The sequence below is a fragment of the Sphingomonas sp. NPDC079357 genome (assembly GCF_044901155.1).
Taxonomy (GTDB): domain Bacteria; phylum Pseudomonadota; class Alphaproteobacteria; order Sphingomonadales; family Sphingomonadaceae; genus Sphingomonas.
The window spans coordinates 144,117-156,986 of the sequence record NZ_JBJDOM010000006.1 but is presented as its reverse complement, the minus strand read 5'-3'; the positions used below and the strand labels follow the sequence as shown (position 1 = coordinate 156,986).

Here is a 12,870-nt window from a genome sequence, read left to right as displayed (position 1 = left end):
CAAGAGGCTTTAACCCAGCGCCGCCTTCACCCGGTCGGCGAGGCGGAGGACGGCGGCGTCGTGGATGCCCGCAGTGCTGACGAGCACGCCATAGGCGCGCGGGTCGGGCTTGTTGAACACCAACGGCGCGCCGACAGCGTCGCTGACCGAGGCGCCCGCCGCGCTCGCCACCAGCACCGCGGCGGCGATGTCCCATTCGTTGCCCCAGCGCAGCGTCGCGACGAGGTCAGCGTGGTCTGCGGCGACCATCGCGACGCGCAGTGCGATCGAATTGGGTTTTTCGACCGCGGTCAGGTCGCGGTCGACCTTGGGCAAGGCGTCGACCGGGACGCGCGCGCCGGGCAAGGAGTCGCGCCTTCCCGCGGTGACGCGCACGCCATTGCGGGTCGCGCGGCCGGGCGCGGTGGCGCACCACACTTCGCCGCGTGCGGGGGCGTCGAGCACGCCGATCACCGGACGGCCGTCCTCGACCAAGGCGATCGACACGCACCAGCCGGTGCGCCCGCGAATATAGTCGCGCGTGCCGTCGATCGGATCGACCACCCAGACGCGGCGGCACGCCAGCCGGTCGGCATTGTCGGCGGTTTCCTCAGACAGCCAGCCGGCGTCGGGGAGCAGGGCGCCCAGCCGCGCGCGCACCATGCGGTCGACGTCGAGATCGACCTCGCACACCGGGCTGCCCTCGGATTTTTCCCAGCGCGCGAAATCGGTGCGCCAGCGCGCGAGCGCCATCTGCCCGGCGTCGCGCGCCACCGCGACGACCGCCGCGACCAGCCCGGGGTCCGGAGCGGCGGGCTCAGCCACCAGCGACCGTCATCCCGTCGATGCGCAGCGTCGGCACGTTGACCCCCTGTCGGAACACGAGATCGTTGGCGGGGGTGAGCGCGCGGTACATGGCGAGCAGGTTGCCCGCGATTGTGAAGCCGGCGAGCGGCGCGACGATCTCGCCGCCGCGGATCGCGAAGCCGGCCGCACCGCGGCTGTAATCGCCGGTGACGGGGTTGACGCCCTGACCGATCAGCTCGGTGACGTAGATGCCGTCCTCGATATCCTCGATCAGCGTCGCGACGGGCATTTTGCCCGGTTCCATATAGAGGTTGCTGGTCGACACGCCCGGTGCGCCCGCGATGCCGCGCGCGGCGTGGCCGGTCGGCTCCAGCCCCAATTGCCGCGCCGAAGCGCTGTCGAGCAGCCAGCTTTCGAGCACACCGTTCTCGATGATCGCGAGCGGCGAAACGGGTAACCCTTCGCCATCGAACGGGCGCGAGCGCAGGCCGTGGGGGCGGTGCGGATCGTCGCGGATCGTCACGCCCGGCGCGAAGACCTCGGTGCCGAGCGAATCGAGCAGGAAGCTGGTACGGCGGGTGATCGCCCCGCCGGTGATCGCGCCGCTGAGATGCCCGAGCAGGCTGGCGCCGACGCGCGGATCGAAGACGATCGGCATCGTGCCGCTGCGCGCGACGCCCGGATCGAGGCGGGCGACGGCGCGCTCGCCGGCGAGCTGGCCGATCGCCTCGGGGGTGTCGAGATGCGCGAGGTGGCGGGCAGAATGGAAGGCGTAATCGCGCTGCATCGCGCTGCCCTCGCCCGCGATCACGCTCGCCGAGACGCTGAATCCGGTGGTGGCGTAGCTGCCCGCGAAGCCGTGGCTGGTGGCGAGCGCCCAGACGCTCTCCGATGCCGCCGCGCCGCCGCCCTCGCTGTTGGTGACGCCGTCGACCGCGCGCGCGGCATCCTCGGCGCGCTGCGCGGCGCTGCGGAGCTGCTCGGGGGTGCAGGCGTGGCGGTCGGCGAGGTCGAGCGCGGGTGGCGCGCCGTGGAGCAGCCGCTCCTGCGGGGCGAGCCCGGCCCAGCGGTCCTCGGGCGCTTCGCGCGCCATCGCCACCGCACGTTCCACCAGCGCGTCCATCGCGGCGGTCGAGAGGTCGGAGGTCGAGACGCTGGCCGAGCGGCAGCCCGCGAACACACGCAGGCCGAGGTCCTCGCCCTCCGAGCGGCCGACGTCCTCGAGCCTGCCGAGCCGGACAGAGACCTCGGTTGAGGCGCTGGCGGCGAAGACCGCATCGGCGGCGTCGGCTCCGGCGGCGGTGGCGCGGCGGACGATGTCGTGGGCGCGATCCTGCGCTTGGGAAGGCGTGAGCATGGGATCGACTTAGGAGCGAAAGGTTTCGGATGCCATATCGCGGAGAACGTCGCCGCGGCGTTATTGGATGCGCGTGCCGACGACGATGCAGGCGAGGAACATCAGCAGCCCGGCGGTGCGGTTGCTGCGGAAGCGGTCGAGCGCGCCTTGGCCATCATCGTCGCGCAACGTCGCGACCTGCCAGAACAGGTGCAGCGCGACCGGGGCGAGCGCGGCGAGGATGAGCGGATCGGCGCGCACCTGCCACAGCGCTGCTGCCCAGAGCGCAAGCGCGAGCGCGTAACAGGCGCTGACGCCGGTGCGGACGTGGCGACCGAGCGCGAGTGCGGAGGAGCGGATGCCGACGAGCGCATCGTCCTCTCGGTCCTGCAACGCATAGATCGTGTCATAGCCGACCACCCAGAAGATCGTGCCGGCGTAGAGCGTCAGGCCGGGCAGGGTGAGCGCGCCCCAGGTTTCGGTCCAGCCGACCAGCGCCGCCCAGGAGAAGACCAGCCCGAGCCATGCCTGCGGCCACCAGGTGATGCGCTTCATGAACGGATAGGCGGCGACCGGCGCGATTGCGGCGAGCGAGACGAGCGCGGCAGGGAGGTGGAGCTGGAGCAGCACGACCAACCCGATCAGGCAAAGCGCGAGCAGGAACGCCCACGCCGCCTTCGCCGACACCGCGCCGCTCGCCAGCGGGCGCGTGCGGGTGCGCGCGACGCTGGCATCGAGATCGCGGTCGACGATGTCGTTGTAGACGCAGCCTGCGCCGCGCATCGCGATGCTGCCGAGGAGCAGCCACAGGAGGAGCGGCCAGCGCTCGATGACGCCGTCGGCGAGCGCGACGCCCCACGCGCCGGGCCAGAACAGCAGCCACCAGCCGATCGGCCGGTCGAACCGCGCCAGCGACGCGAACAGCCGCGCGCGCGGCGGCAGGAGCGACAGAAGGCCGCGGTGCTGGGTGTCGGGGACGATGTCGGTCACGCCCGCCGCGATAGCGTGAACCGGCGCGTGCGCGAAGCGGTTCATTCCGGCGCAACGGGTCCCTAGATAGAGGCTTCGGTTTTGCACGAGGTTCGCGCGTATGTTGACCCTTCTCGCCCTGCTCGCCGCCGCTGCCACCGATCCGCTGGCGGGGACGTGGCGCAATGCCAGTGACAGCGTGCGGATCCGCGTCGCGCCGTGCCGGGGCGAGCCGGGAATGTGCGGCACCGTGGTGTCGGCGAGCGACAAGGCCAAGGACGATGCCGCTGCGGGCGGCACCGACCGGCTGGTCGGCACGCCGCTGTTCCGCGGCTTCGAGCAGGATGGCGACGGGACGTGGGCGGGGACGGTGTTCGTCCCCGACATCGGGCGCGAGGTCGATGGGACGTTGCAGCTCGACGGGCGCAACACTTTGGTTGCGCAGGGGTGCCTGTTCGCGGGCTTCGGGTGCAAGGAGCAGCGCTGGACACGCGTTTCGGGTAAGTGATCCATCTCTCGGTCGCGATCGGCCGGTTTTTCGAGGCGCTGTTCTATGCCATTCTGCGCGTCGCCGGGGTGGTGACGGGCGTGGTGCTGGTCGTCGCGCTGGCGGGCGCGCTGCTGTTCCTGATCGCGCGCCTGCTGATCGGACGGGGAAGGAAGAAATGATGGGGGCGGTGCCCGCCTGGCCGCCGCGCTCGACGCCGCGGCTGTTCGTCGAGACGGCGCTCGCGCCCGGTCCGCTGACGCTGTCGGGGCCGCAGGCGCATTATCTGGTGGCGGTGATGCGCACGAAGCCGGGCGATCCGGTCAAATTGTTCAACGACGCCAGCGGCGAATGGCTGGCGGTGGCGAGCGCGGTCGGCAAGCGCGACCTGACGCTCGACGTGCAGGAGCGGCTGCGCGAGCGCGAGGCGGTGCCCGACCTGTGGCTGGTCGCCGCGCCGCTCAAGAAGGGGCGCGTCGACTGGATGGCGGAGAAGGCGTGCGAGCTGGGCGTCGCGCGGCTGGTGCCGGTGGTGACGCGGCGGACGGTGGTCGACAAGCCGAACACCGAGCGGCTGCGCGCGCATATGATCGAGGCGGCCGAACAATGCGGGCGCACCGCGGTGCCCGAGGTGGCGGAGATGGTGAAGCTGCCCGCGCTGCTGCGCGACTGGCCGGCGGAGCGGGCGCTGTTCTTCGCCGACGAACTGGGCGGCGCGCCGGCGGCGGCGGCAATGCGCGAGCGGCGCGGACCAGCGGCGATCCTGATCGGGCCGGAGGGCGGGTTCGACGACGAGGAGCGCGCCGCGATCCGCGCGCATCCGGCGGCGGTGGGTGTGGGACTGGGGCCGCGGATCCTGCGCGCCGATACCGCGGCGGCGGCGGCGGTCGCGGTGTGGATGGCGGTCGCCGGGGACTGGTGACGCGGCTTTACTCCTCGCAGCCCAATCCGCTCTAGCGCCGGTGTTCATCGCGGCGTAAGGCGCGGCCATGACGACCAAGACGGTTTCGGACGCACCGGCAGCGGCCATTGAATCGCGCGACGAATTGATCGCGCGCTTCGCGAGTGGCGAGAAGCCGGCGGAGCGCTGGCGGATCGGCACTGAGCACGAAAAATTCGTCTATGCCACCAGCGACCATCACGCGCCGTCCTATGACGAGGCGGGTGGAATTCGCGCGCTGCTCGGCGAGCTGGAACAGCATGGCTGGCGGCCGGTCGAGGAAGGCGGCAACGTCATCGCGATGAGCGGGGCGGACGGGTCGATCAGCCTTGAGCCCGCCGGGCAGTTCGAGCTGTCGGGCGCGCCGCTGGAGAATCTGCACCAGACCTGCGCCGAGACCGGGCGGCATCTGGCGCAGGTGAAGGCGGCGGGCGAGAAGCTGGGGATCGGCTTCCTCGGGCTCGGCATGTGGCCCGACAAGACGCGCGCCGAGCTGCCGATCATGCCCAAGGGCCGTTACGCGATCATGCTGCGCCACATGCCGCGCGTCGGGACGATGGGGCTCGACATGATGCTGCGCACTTGCACGATCCAGGTGAACCTGGATTACGCCAGCGAAGCCGACATGGTGAAGAAGTTTCGCGTCGGGCTCGCGCTGCAACCGCTCGCCACCGCCTTGTTCGCCAATTCGCCGTTCACCGAAGGCAAGCCCAACGGTTTCCTGAGCTATCGCAGCCATATCTGGTCGGACACCGACCCGACGCGGACGGGGATGCTGCCGTTCGTGTTCGAGGACGGGTTCGGCTACGAGCGGTACGCCGAGTATATGCTCGATGTGCCGATGTACTTCGTCTATCGCGACGGCCGCTACATCGATGCGGCGGGGCTGAGCTTCCGCGACTTCCTGCGCGGCGAATTGTCAGTGCTGCCCGGCGAGAAGCCGACGATCTCCGATTGGGACGATCACCTGTCGACCGCCTTCCCCGAGGTGCGGCTCAAGACCTTCCTCGAGATGCGTGGCGCGGACGGCGGGCCGTGGAACCGGATATGTGCGCTGCCGGCGTTCTGGGTCGGGTTGCTGTACGATAGCGTCGCGCTGGATGCGGCGTGGGATCTGGTCAAGCACTGGACGCTTGAGGAGCGGCAGGCGCTGCGCGACGCGGTGCCGAAAATGGGACTGTCGGCACCGATCCCCGGTGGCGGGCAGCTGCGCAACATCGCGGGTGCGGTGCTCGACATCGCACATGGCGGGCTGAAGGCGCGCGCGCGGGTCAGTGCGGCGGGTGAGGACGAGACGGGATTCCTCGAGCCGCTGCGCGAGATCGTGCGCGCGGGGAAGGTGCCGGCGGAGCGGTTGCTTGAGCTGTACCATGGCGCGTGGGGCGGAGATCTGTCGCGCGTCTACGGCGAGGCGAGTTTCTGAACCTTCTCCCCTCCCCTTCCCTTTACGGGAGGGGCTTTATTGCGCGTGCGGCCAGCCCTCTTGATCCCAACGCAGCCGCTGGATGCGCAGCGTAGGGGTGCCGTTTCGCTGCGTGTCATAGGCGTGGTAGACGATGCGGTCGCCGTCCGGGCCTTGCAGAATCGCATTGTGGCCGCGGCCGATATAGCGGCTGCCGGTGCCCTGTCCCGAGGTGAGCATCGGGGTGCCGCCGCCCTTCAGCATCGGCGTACCGGCGCGATCGAGGTAGGGACCGGTCGGGGCGGTCGCGCGGCCGACGACGGTGTTGTAGCTGCTCTTCGCGCCGCGACAGCAGAAGTCGAATGAGGCGAACAGGTAATAATAGCGGTCGTGGCGGATCACGAACGGCGCCTCGATCGCGCCGGGTGATGCACGTGAGGCGAGGCTGTGCATCGGTGTGTCCGGCATGCGCATGCCGGTGGCGGGGTCCAGTTCGATCAGCTTGATCCCGCTCCAGAAGCTGCCGAACGCCAGCCATTGATGGCCATCAGCGTCGGTGAAGGCGGCGGGGTCGATCGCGTTGAAGTCGTTGTCGGCGTTGGATTCGACCACCGGGCCCTTGTCGACCCAGTTGGCGGCGGGGGCGGCGGGGTCGAGGCGGTGCGCGGTGGCGAGGCCGATCGCGGAGCGATTCTTCCCGAACGTCGAGAGCGAGTAATAGAGGCGGTACTCGTCGCCGACCTTGCTGATGTCGGGCGCCCACATGCCGGCGGTGCCGGGGACATGCTTGCTTGCCCAGGCGGGGAGCGCGGTGAAGGAAGCGCCGCGCAGCGTCCAGTGCTTGAGGTCGGTCGAGGTGCGGAGCGGGATCAGCCCGTCGCGGCTGCGGACATGGCCGGTGACGAGGAGGTAGTAGGTGCCGTTGTCGGCGATGATCGCGGGGTCGTGGACGGGGGTGAGGGCGCCAGTCAGCGGCGGCGGAGCGGTCGCGGCCGGGGCGGTGGCGAGCAGGAGCAGCGCGCTGGTGCTGCGGAGGAGGATGCGCATGAGGCGGCGCCTTTCCGGATGCAGAAATGATCTGCAATACTCATACAATTGGTAAAGGCGCCATGTGGGAGCCGCTTCGTCATTGCGAGCGGAGCGGAGCAATCCAGGGCGTTCTGGTCCGGCTCCGGATTGCTTCGCTCCGCTCGCAATGACGGGTAGAGGCTACGCTCCGCGCGGCAGAGGGCCGTTGGCGACCGGCGGGTCGAATTGCGGAACGCCCGCTGCGTCGTAGCGGATCGGCTGAACGCGGGTGTGGCGATTGGGATCGAACAGCGGGTCGCCGACGATCTTCTCGTAATCGCGCGCGTGGAAGACCAGCATGTCGCGCCCGCGCTCGTCGACGGTGAAGCTGTTGTGGCCGGGGCCGAAGATCTTGTGCGCGCGCGAGGTCTTCATCACCGGCTCGGGCGACTTGGTCCATGCCGCCGGGTCCATGATGTCGGCATCGTCGCGCGCGGTGAGCATTCCCAGACAGTAACGCGCGTCGGTGGCGCTCGCCGAATAGGTCATGAACAACCGGCCGTTGCGCGCCAGCAGCGCAGGGGCCTCGGCGACCTTGTAACCCTGTATCTCCCACGGGAGTTGCGGGATCGTCAGCCGTGCGGGCTTGGCGGCGAAGGTCAGCGGGGTGGCGAGCGGGGCGAGGTAGATGTTCGAGTTGGTGTCGATGCCGTCCTCGCGCTGCGCCCACGCCAGATAGCGCTGGCCGCGATGGACGAAGCTGGTCGAATCAAGGTTGAAACTGTCCCACGGCGTTTGGAGCTGCCCCAGCACCGTCCAGTTGCCGGTCATCGGATCGGCCCCGTCGCAGACCACCGCATGGGTGCGGATGCGGAACACGTCCGCCCCGCCGCCGCTGGGGCCGGCGGCGAAATACATGATCCACTTGGCCCCGATCAGATGCAGCTCGGGCGCCCAGAGGAAACCCGAGAGCGGGCCGGTCTTTTCGTGCCGCCACAGCACCTTCTCGGCCGCGGTGGTGAGACCGGCGATCGTCTTCGCGCGGCGCAGCACCAGCCGGTCATATTCGGGCACCGAGCCGGTCATGTAATACCAGCCGTTGGTGTGGCGGAACACCTGCGCGTCGGCGCGCTGACGGACCAGCGGGTTGACGATCGTGCCGGCGTCCGCGCGGGTGCGCGCCAGCGCGGGGGCGGCGGCAAGCGCCGCGCCCCCGGCCACGAACAGACGGCGCGACAGCCGCATCCGTTCGTCGCGCATCAGTTGAGGTCCAGCATCACCACCGACTTGGCCGGCAGCGTGACGGTGAGCTGGCCGCCATTGAGCTGCGCGCCGTTGAAGGCGGTGGGCACGACGGCGTTGGGCTGTTCGAAGGTGTTGAGCGAATTGACCTTGGGCCCGGTCAGGATCGTGCCGCCGACGCGCGACGCATTGACCCCGGTCAGCGTGGTGGTGACGGTGATCGTGCGGTTCGGATCGGCATTGGCGAGCGCGACGTGCGTCACGCCGGCCTTGTCGCGGACCGCCGAGGCGCTGACCGCCGGGATCGTCCACTGATCCTTATTGTACCACGGCGACTTGATGTCGATCGGCAGCACCGTGCCGTCCATGAACGGCTTGTACATCTTGAAGACGTGATAGGTCGGCGTCAGCACCATCTTGTTGCCGTCGGTCAGGATCATCGCCTGCAGGACGTTCACCATCTGCGCGATGGCGGTCATCTTCACGCGATCGGCGTGTTTGGCGAAGATGTTGAGGTTGATCGCGGCGACCAGTGCGTCACGCAGCGAGTTCTGCTGGCGCAGGAAGCCGGGATGCGTGCCCGGATCCTGATCGTACCAGGTGCCCCATTCGTCGACCGCCAGATACACTTTCTTCTGCGGATCGTACTTGTCCATGATCGCGCTGTGTTTGGTGACCAGCTCTTCCATCTTCCACGTCTTCGACAGGACTTCCGCCCAGCCGGTTTCGTCGAAGTCGATCGCCGAGCCCTTCTTCTCCCAGGTCCCGGGCACGGTGTAATAATGGAGCGAGAGACCGTTGAGCATGCTGCCCGTCTCGCGCATCATCACTTCGGTCCAGTTATAGTCGTCGCCGTTCGCGCCCGACGCGATCTTCTCGATCCGCGTGTTGGCGGGCGCCTTGACGAAGGTGGCGTAGCGGCGCGTCACGTCGGCGGCATATTCCGGCTTCATGTTGCCGCCGCAGCCCCACAGCTCGTTGCCGATGCCGAAATAGGGCAGCTTCCACGGTTGCTTGCGGCCGTTCTTCGCGCGCTCGTCCGCCAGCGAGCCGGCCGGCGAGGTGATGTACTCGACCCACTCGGCCATTTCCTGCGGCGTGCCGTTGCCGACGTTGCCCGAGATATAGACCTCCGCGCCGATCTGCTCGGTCACGTCCATGAATTCATGCGTGCCCACGGTGTTGGGCTCGGTGACGCCGCCCCAGTGGGTGTTGATCTTGACCGGGCGCTTGTTCTTCGGGCCGATCCCCTCGCGCCAGTGATATTCGTCGGCGAAGCAGCCGCCCGGCCAGCGGATGACGGGGGTGCCAAGATCGCGGAGCGCCCCGACGACGTCGTTGCGGAAGCCGCGCGTGTTGGGGATCTTGCGGTCGTTGCCGACCCACAGGCCACCGTAGACGCCGTTGCCGAGATGCTCGGCGAACTGGGTGAAGATGCGCTTGTCGTAGACCGGACCGGGTGTGTCGCCGCGCACCGCGAGGGTTGCGGACTCGGCGGTGACGGCGGGGGCGTCCTGCGCGGAGGCGGGCGCGAGCGAGGCGAGCCCCACGGCCAGTGCTCCGGCATAAGCGAACAAACGTGCCTTCATCCTATCCTCCCGATCAAGGCGAAACGGGCCATTGCCCATCCCGCTGTTTTTGCTCATTACTCGGACATTAGGTTTGGGTGTCGAGCATTGCAACGGCCATTTGCCGGGCGGCGCGCGCTTGCCATGGCGCGTTAAAGCGGGTCACAAAGGAGCGGTGATGGCGGATCGGGAGAGCGGCGTGCCGCAGCGGGAGGGCGATACGCCAGCAGCGGGGGGCGAGGCCCCGGAAGTGGCGCGCGCGTCGGTGCGCGGTACCGGGCGGCGGCTGCATGGCGCGATCGCGCACAAGCTGGGCACCGCGATCGTTTCGGGCGAATATCTGCCGGGCGACACGCTGTCGGGCGAGGTCGCCTTTTCCGAAGCGCTCGACGTGTCGCGCAGCGCGTACCGCGAGGCGATGCAGGTGCTGGCGGCCAAGGGGCTGGTCGAGAGCCGTCCCAAGGCGGGGACGCGCGTGCTGCCGCGTGAGCGCTGGAATTTGCTCGACCCCGACGTGCTCGCCTGGGCGTTCGCGGGGGCGCCCGACATTCAGTTCGTCCGCGCCTTGTTCGAGCTGCGTGCGATCGTCGAGCCGGCGGCGGCGGGGCTGGCGGCACAGCGCCGCGACCGCAATGACCTAAAGGCAATGAAGGACGCGGTCGCCGCGATGCGGCGGCATACGCTGGCGACCGAGGCGGGACGCGCGGCGGACAAGGAGTTCCACAATGCGGTGCTGCGCGCGACGCGCAACGACGCGTTGATGGTGCTGAGCGCGAGCATCGGTGCGGCGATCCACTGGACGACGCAGTTCAAGCAGCGCGCGCGGGCGCTGCCGCGCAACCCGATCCCCGACCATGTCCGCGTCCACGACATGATTGCGGCGGGGGACGTGGCGGGCGCGACGGCGGCGATGCGGACGCTCGTCGATCTCGCGCTGGAGGATACGAAGTCCGCGATGGAAGGCTGACGGCAAAGACGCTGGCGATACGCGCAGGCTTCTGCCACGGAGCGGGAATGATTCCGTTTGCGTTGCTCCTGCTCGCCGCGGCCCCGGTGCAAGATACGCCGCAGGACGGCGACATTACCGTCCGCGCACCGCTGCCCGCCACTCCGCAGACCCCCGCGACGATGGTGGTCGAGCCGGTGGCGATGATGATCGCCGCCTGCGACCGCGACGGTGACGCGAAGGTCGAGCGGTACGAGCTGGAGGAATGCGTCGCGGCGTCGTTCGCGGCGTTCGATCCGAGCAAGACCGGCAAGTTGCGCTATATCGCGTTCGGCGACTGGGCGCTGCGCTATCTGGGCGACCGGGCCGCGCTGCCGAGCCCCTATGAGGTCGATCGCGACAATGACGGCGAGGTGACGCTGGCCGAGTTGCAGGACCACTTCTCGCGATTGTTCGCGCGCTACGACCGCGACGGCGACCATGCGATCAGCCGCGCCGAGCTGCTGACCTATCGCACGATGCCGGTCGATGCGCGCGGACCGACCGCGGGGCGGCGGCCGGAGAAGAAGGACGACGCGCCCGACGGGGACAAGAAGCGGCGGGGAGGCCGGCGATGACGCGCTTCGCCTTCGCAATCTCCGCGACCGACGGCGCGGCGCGTACCGGCACGATCACGATGCAGCGCGGCACGATCCGCACGCCGGCGTTCATGCCGGTCGGCACCGCCGCCACCGTCAAGGCGATGAAGCCCGCCGATGTCGAGCGCGCCGGCGCGGACATCATTCTGGGCAATACCTATCACCTGATGCTGCGCCCCGGTGCGGAGCGGGTCGCGCGGCTGGGCGGGCTGCACCGCTTCATGGGCTGGGAAAAGCCGATCCTGACCGATTCGGGTGGCTATCAGGTGATGAGCCTGTCCGCACTGACCAAGCGATCCGAGGAGGGCGTGGCGTTCGCGTCGCACCTGGATGGGACGCGGCACATGATCTCGCCGGAGCGGTCGATCGAGATCCAGCGCTTGCTGGGCAGCAACATCGTAATGGCCTTCGACGAACTGGTGCCGACCACCTCGACGCGCGAGGTGCAGGCGGCGGCGATGGAACGCTCGATGCGCTGGGCGCAGCGCAGCCGCGATGCGTTCGACAGCGGCGGCGACCATGCCGCGAACAATGCGATCTTCGGCATCCAGCAGGGCGCGCTCGACCAAGGACTGCGCAAGGCGAGCGCCGATGCGCTGATCGACATCGGCTTCGATGGCTATGCGATCGGCGGGCTGGCGGTCGGCGAGGGGCAGGCGGCGATGTTCGGATGCCTCGACTTCGCGACCGGGCAATTGCCCGCCGACCAGCCCCGCTATCTGATGGGGGTCGGCAAGCCGACCGATATCGTCGGAGCGGTCGAGCGCGGGGTCGATATGTTTGATTGCGTGATGCCGACCCGCTCGGGGCGGACCGGGCAGGCGTTCACGCGCGCCGGGCCGATCAACATCCGCAATGCGCGGTTCGCCGAGGATCAGGGGCCGCTCGACCCGGAATGCGCGTGCGCGGTGTGCACGACGTGGACGCGCGCCTATGTGCATCATCTGGTGCGGGCCGGCGAGATGCTGGGGGCGATGCTGATGACCGAGCATAACATTGCCTTCTACGAAGCGTTGATGGCCGATCTGCGCGCCGCGATCGTTGAAGGGCGATTGGCGGCGTTCGCCAATGACTTCCGCGCGCGATACGACGCGCCAAAAGGAGAGTGACGTGAGCGACGAGCAACCCAACGAAATCCTGGAAGCCGCCGCGGCCGCCAAGGCGCATGAGGAAGCCGGCGCGCAGAGCGCCGCCGCGCATCAGCGCAAGGGCCGATGGCAGCCGGGCAAGACCTGGCTGGGCGTCGGGATCGGTTCGGCGGCGGTGGCCGCGGCGGTGCTGTTCGCGAATTCGCGTAAGGATGAGGGGAAGAAGTAGGGTCCCTTCGCCCCGGATTTGATCCGGGGTCCCGCTTCTTCTTGCTGCTGCGCGGTAACGCGGGGCCCCGGATCAAGTCCGGGGCGACGACGAATAAGCCGGTTCGCAATGACGATTAAGGATGTTGCGCCCTCAAGGCGTTCGGCCGCCGGCGTGGGGGGCACGCCGGCGGCCCCGACTGTCGCAGCCACGGGGCGACCCGAAGGGCTGTTCGGCCGGTACAAGAAGGAA

At 69.1% G+C, this 12,870-nt stretch carries 13 protein-coding genes and 1 pseudogene; 8 read left to right on the top strand and 6 right to left on the bottom strand.

All coding sequences use genetic code 11. The annotated features are described in order from the left end of the window. Nucleotides 1-9: 9 nt before the first annotated feature. The 3 genes from ACI2JO_RS16460 to ubiA are packed head-to-tail and all read right to left on the bottom strand — an operon-like array spanning nt 10 to nt 3,112. On the bottom strand, nt 10-804 hold the full coding sequence (locus tag ACI2JO_RS16460) for a 3'(2'),5'-bisphosphate nucleotidase CysQ (RefSeq protein ID WP_404721692.1): 795 nt from the start codon (nt 802-804) through the stop codon (nt 10-12). After that, a complete protein-coding gene (locus ACI2JO_RS16455) occupies nt 797-2,143 on the bottom strand; it encodes a TldD/PmbA family protein (RefSeq protein ID WP_404721691.1) in 1,347 nt (448 codons plus the stop codon). Before ACI2JO_RS16455 ends, ACI2JO_RS16460 begins: the two co-directional genes overlap by 8 nt. A gap of 60 nt (nt 2,144-2,203) precedes the next feature. Beyond that, a complete protein-coding gene (ubiA, locus tag ACI2JO_RS16450) occupies nt 2,204-3,112 on the bottom strand; it encodes a 4-hydroxybenzoate octaprenyltransferase (RefSeq protein ID WP_404721690.1) in 909 nt (302 codons plus the stop codon). 100 nt (nt 3,113-3,212) lie between these two features. Between ubiA and ACI2JO_RS16445 the strand changes: the two genes are divergently transcribed. The 4 genes from ACI2JO_RS16445 (at nt 3,213) to ACI2JO_RS16430 (ending at nt 5,941) form a co-directional block, all read left to right on the top strand. Further along, on the top strand, nt 3,213-3,599 hold the full coding sequence (locus tag ACI2JO_RS16445; protein ID WP_404721689.1) for a DUF2147 domain-containing protein: 387 nt from the start codon (nt 3,213-3,215) through the stop codon (nt 3,597-3,599). Then, complete coding sequence (locus ACI2JO_RS16440) at nt 3,596-3,760, top strand: hypothetical protein (RefSeq protein WP_028967579.1); 165 nt, start codon at nt 3,596-3,598, stop codon at nt 3,758-3,760. Before ACI2JO_RS16445 ends, ACI2JO_RS16440 begins: the two co-directional genes overlap by 4 nt. Beyond that, nucleotides 3,760-4,500, top strand: a complete 741-nt coding sequence (locus ACI2JO_RS16435; protein ID WP_404721688.1) for a 16S rRNA (uracil(1498)-N(3))-methyltransferase — start codon at nt 3,760-3,762, stop codon at nt 4,498-4,500. The genes ACI2JO_RS16440 and ACI2JO_RS16435 overlap by 1 nt, the downstream gene beginning before the upstream one ends. A gap of 67 nt (nt 4,501-4,567) precedes the next feature. After that, nucleotides 4,568-5,941, top strand: coding sequence for a glutamate--cysteine ligase (locus ACI2JO_RS16430; RefSeq protein ID WP_404721687.1), 1,374 nt, complete (start codon nt 4,568-4,570; stop codon nt 5,939-5,941). 36 nt (nt 5,942-5,977) lie between these two features. On the opposite strand, the gene ACI2JO_RS16425 is transcribed toward ACI2JO_RS16430, so the two are convergent. The 3 genes and pseudogenes from ACI2JO_RS16425 to ACI2JO_RS16415 form a co-directional block, all read right to left on the bottom strand. After that, nucleotides 5,978-6,967, bottom strand: coding sequence for an arabinan endo-1,5-alpha-L-arabinosidase (locus ACI2JO_RS16425; protein WP_404721686.1), 990 nt, complete (start codon nt 6,965-6,967; stop codon nt 5,978-5,980). Nucleotides 6,968-7,141: 174 nt separating this feature from the next. After that, nucleotides 7,142-8,188, bottom strand: a pseudogene (locus tag ACI2JO_RS16420) (family 43 glycosylhydrolase); the annotation flags it as partial. Further along, nucleotides 8,188-9,759 (bottom strand): alpha-N-arabinofuranosidase, encoded by a 1,572-nt coding sequence (locus ACI2JO_RS16415; RefSeq protein WP_404721685.1) that lies wholly within the window; start codon nt 9,757-9,759, stop codon nt 8,188-8,190. The gene ACI2JO_RS16415 and the pseudogene ACI2JO_RS16420, both read right to left, overlap by 1 nt. A gap of 157 nt (nt 9,760-9,916) precedes the next feature. On the opposite strand from ACI2JO_RS16415, the gene ACI2JO_RS16410 reads away from it, so the two are divergent. From ACI2JO_RS16410 to ACI2JO_RS16395, 4 genes are read left to right on the top strand one after another with little or no spacing between them, the layout of a single operon-like run. Continuing rightward, a complete protein-coding gene (locus ACI2JO_RS16410; protein WP_404721684.1) occupies nt 9,917-10,705 on the top strand; it encodes a FadR/GntR family transcriptional regulator in 789 nt (262 codons plus the stop codon). Nucleotides 10,706-10,752: 47 nt separating this feature from the next. Then, nucleotides 10,753-11,301 carry an EF-hand domain-containing protein gene (locus ACI2JO_RS16405; RefSeq protein WP_404721683.1) on the top strand — a complete coding sequence of 183 codons (549 nt, stop codon included), beginning with the start codon at nt 10,753-10,755 and terminating at the stop codon, nt 11,299-11,301. Beyond that, nucleotides 11,298-12,431, top strand: coding sequence for a tRNA guanosine(34) transglycosylase Tgt (tgt, locus tag ACI2JO_RS16400; RefSeq protein ID WP_404721682.1), 1,134 nt, complete (start codon nt 11,298-11,300; stop codon nt 12,429-12,431). The genes ACI2JO_RS16405 and tgt overlap by 4 nt, the downstream gene beginning before the upstream one ends. Nucleotide 12,432: 1 nt before the next feature. Further along, nucleotides 12,433-12,639, top strand: a complete 207-nt coding sequence (locus ACI2JO_RS16395; RefSeq protein ID WP_404721681.1) for a hypothetical protein — start codon at nt 12,433-12,435, stop codon at nt 12,637-12,639. Nucleotides 12,640-12,870 lie beyond the last annotated feature (231 nt).

Bases quoted from the DNA above. Each gene is read 5' to 3' on its own strand.
- ACI2JO_RS16415 (WP_404721685.1), bottom strand. From the start codon at position 9,759: ATGAAGGCACGTTTGTTCGCTTATGCCGGAGCACTGGCCGTGGGGCTC.
- ACI2JO_RS16405 (WP_404721683.1), top strand. From the start codon at position 10,753: ATGATTCCGTTTGCGTTGCTCCTGCTCGCCGCGGCCCCGGTGCAAGAT.
- ACI2JO_RS16445 (WP_404721689.1), top strand. From the start codon at position 3,213: ATGTTGACCCTTCTCGCCCTGCTCGCCGCCGCTGCCACCGATCCGCTG.
- ACI2JO_RS16430 (WP_404721687.1), top strand. From the start codon at position 4,568: ATGACGACCAAGACGGTTTCGGACGCACCGGCAGCGGCCATTGAATCG.
- ACI2JO_RS16410 (WP_404721684.1), top strand. From the start codon at position 9,917: ATGGCGGATCGGGAGAGCGGCGTGCCGCAGCGGGAGGGCGATACGCCA.
- tgt (WP_404721682.1), top strand. From the start codon at position 11,298: ATGACGCGCTTCGCCTTCGCAATCTCCGCGACCGACGGCGCGGCGCGT.
- ACI2JO_RS16435 (WP_404721688.1), top strand. From the start codon at position 3,760: ATGGGGGCGGTGCCCGCCTGGCCGCCGCGCTCGACGCCGCGGCTGTTC.
- ACI2JO_RS16425 (WP_404721686.1), bottom strand. From the start codon at position 6,967: ATGCGCATCCTCCTCCGCAGCACCAGCGCGCTGCTCCTGCTCGCCACC.
- ACI2JO_RS16455 (WP_404721691.1), bottom strand. From the start codon at position 2,143: ATGCTCACGCCTTCCCAAGCGCAGGATCGCGCCCACGACATCGTCCGC.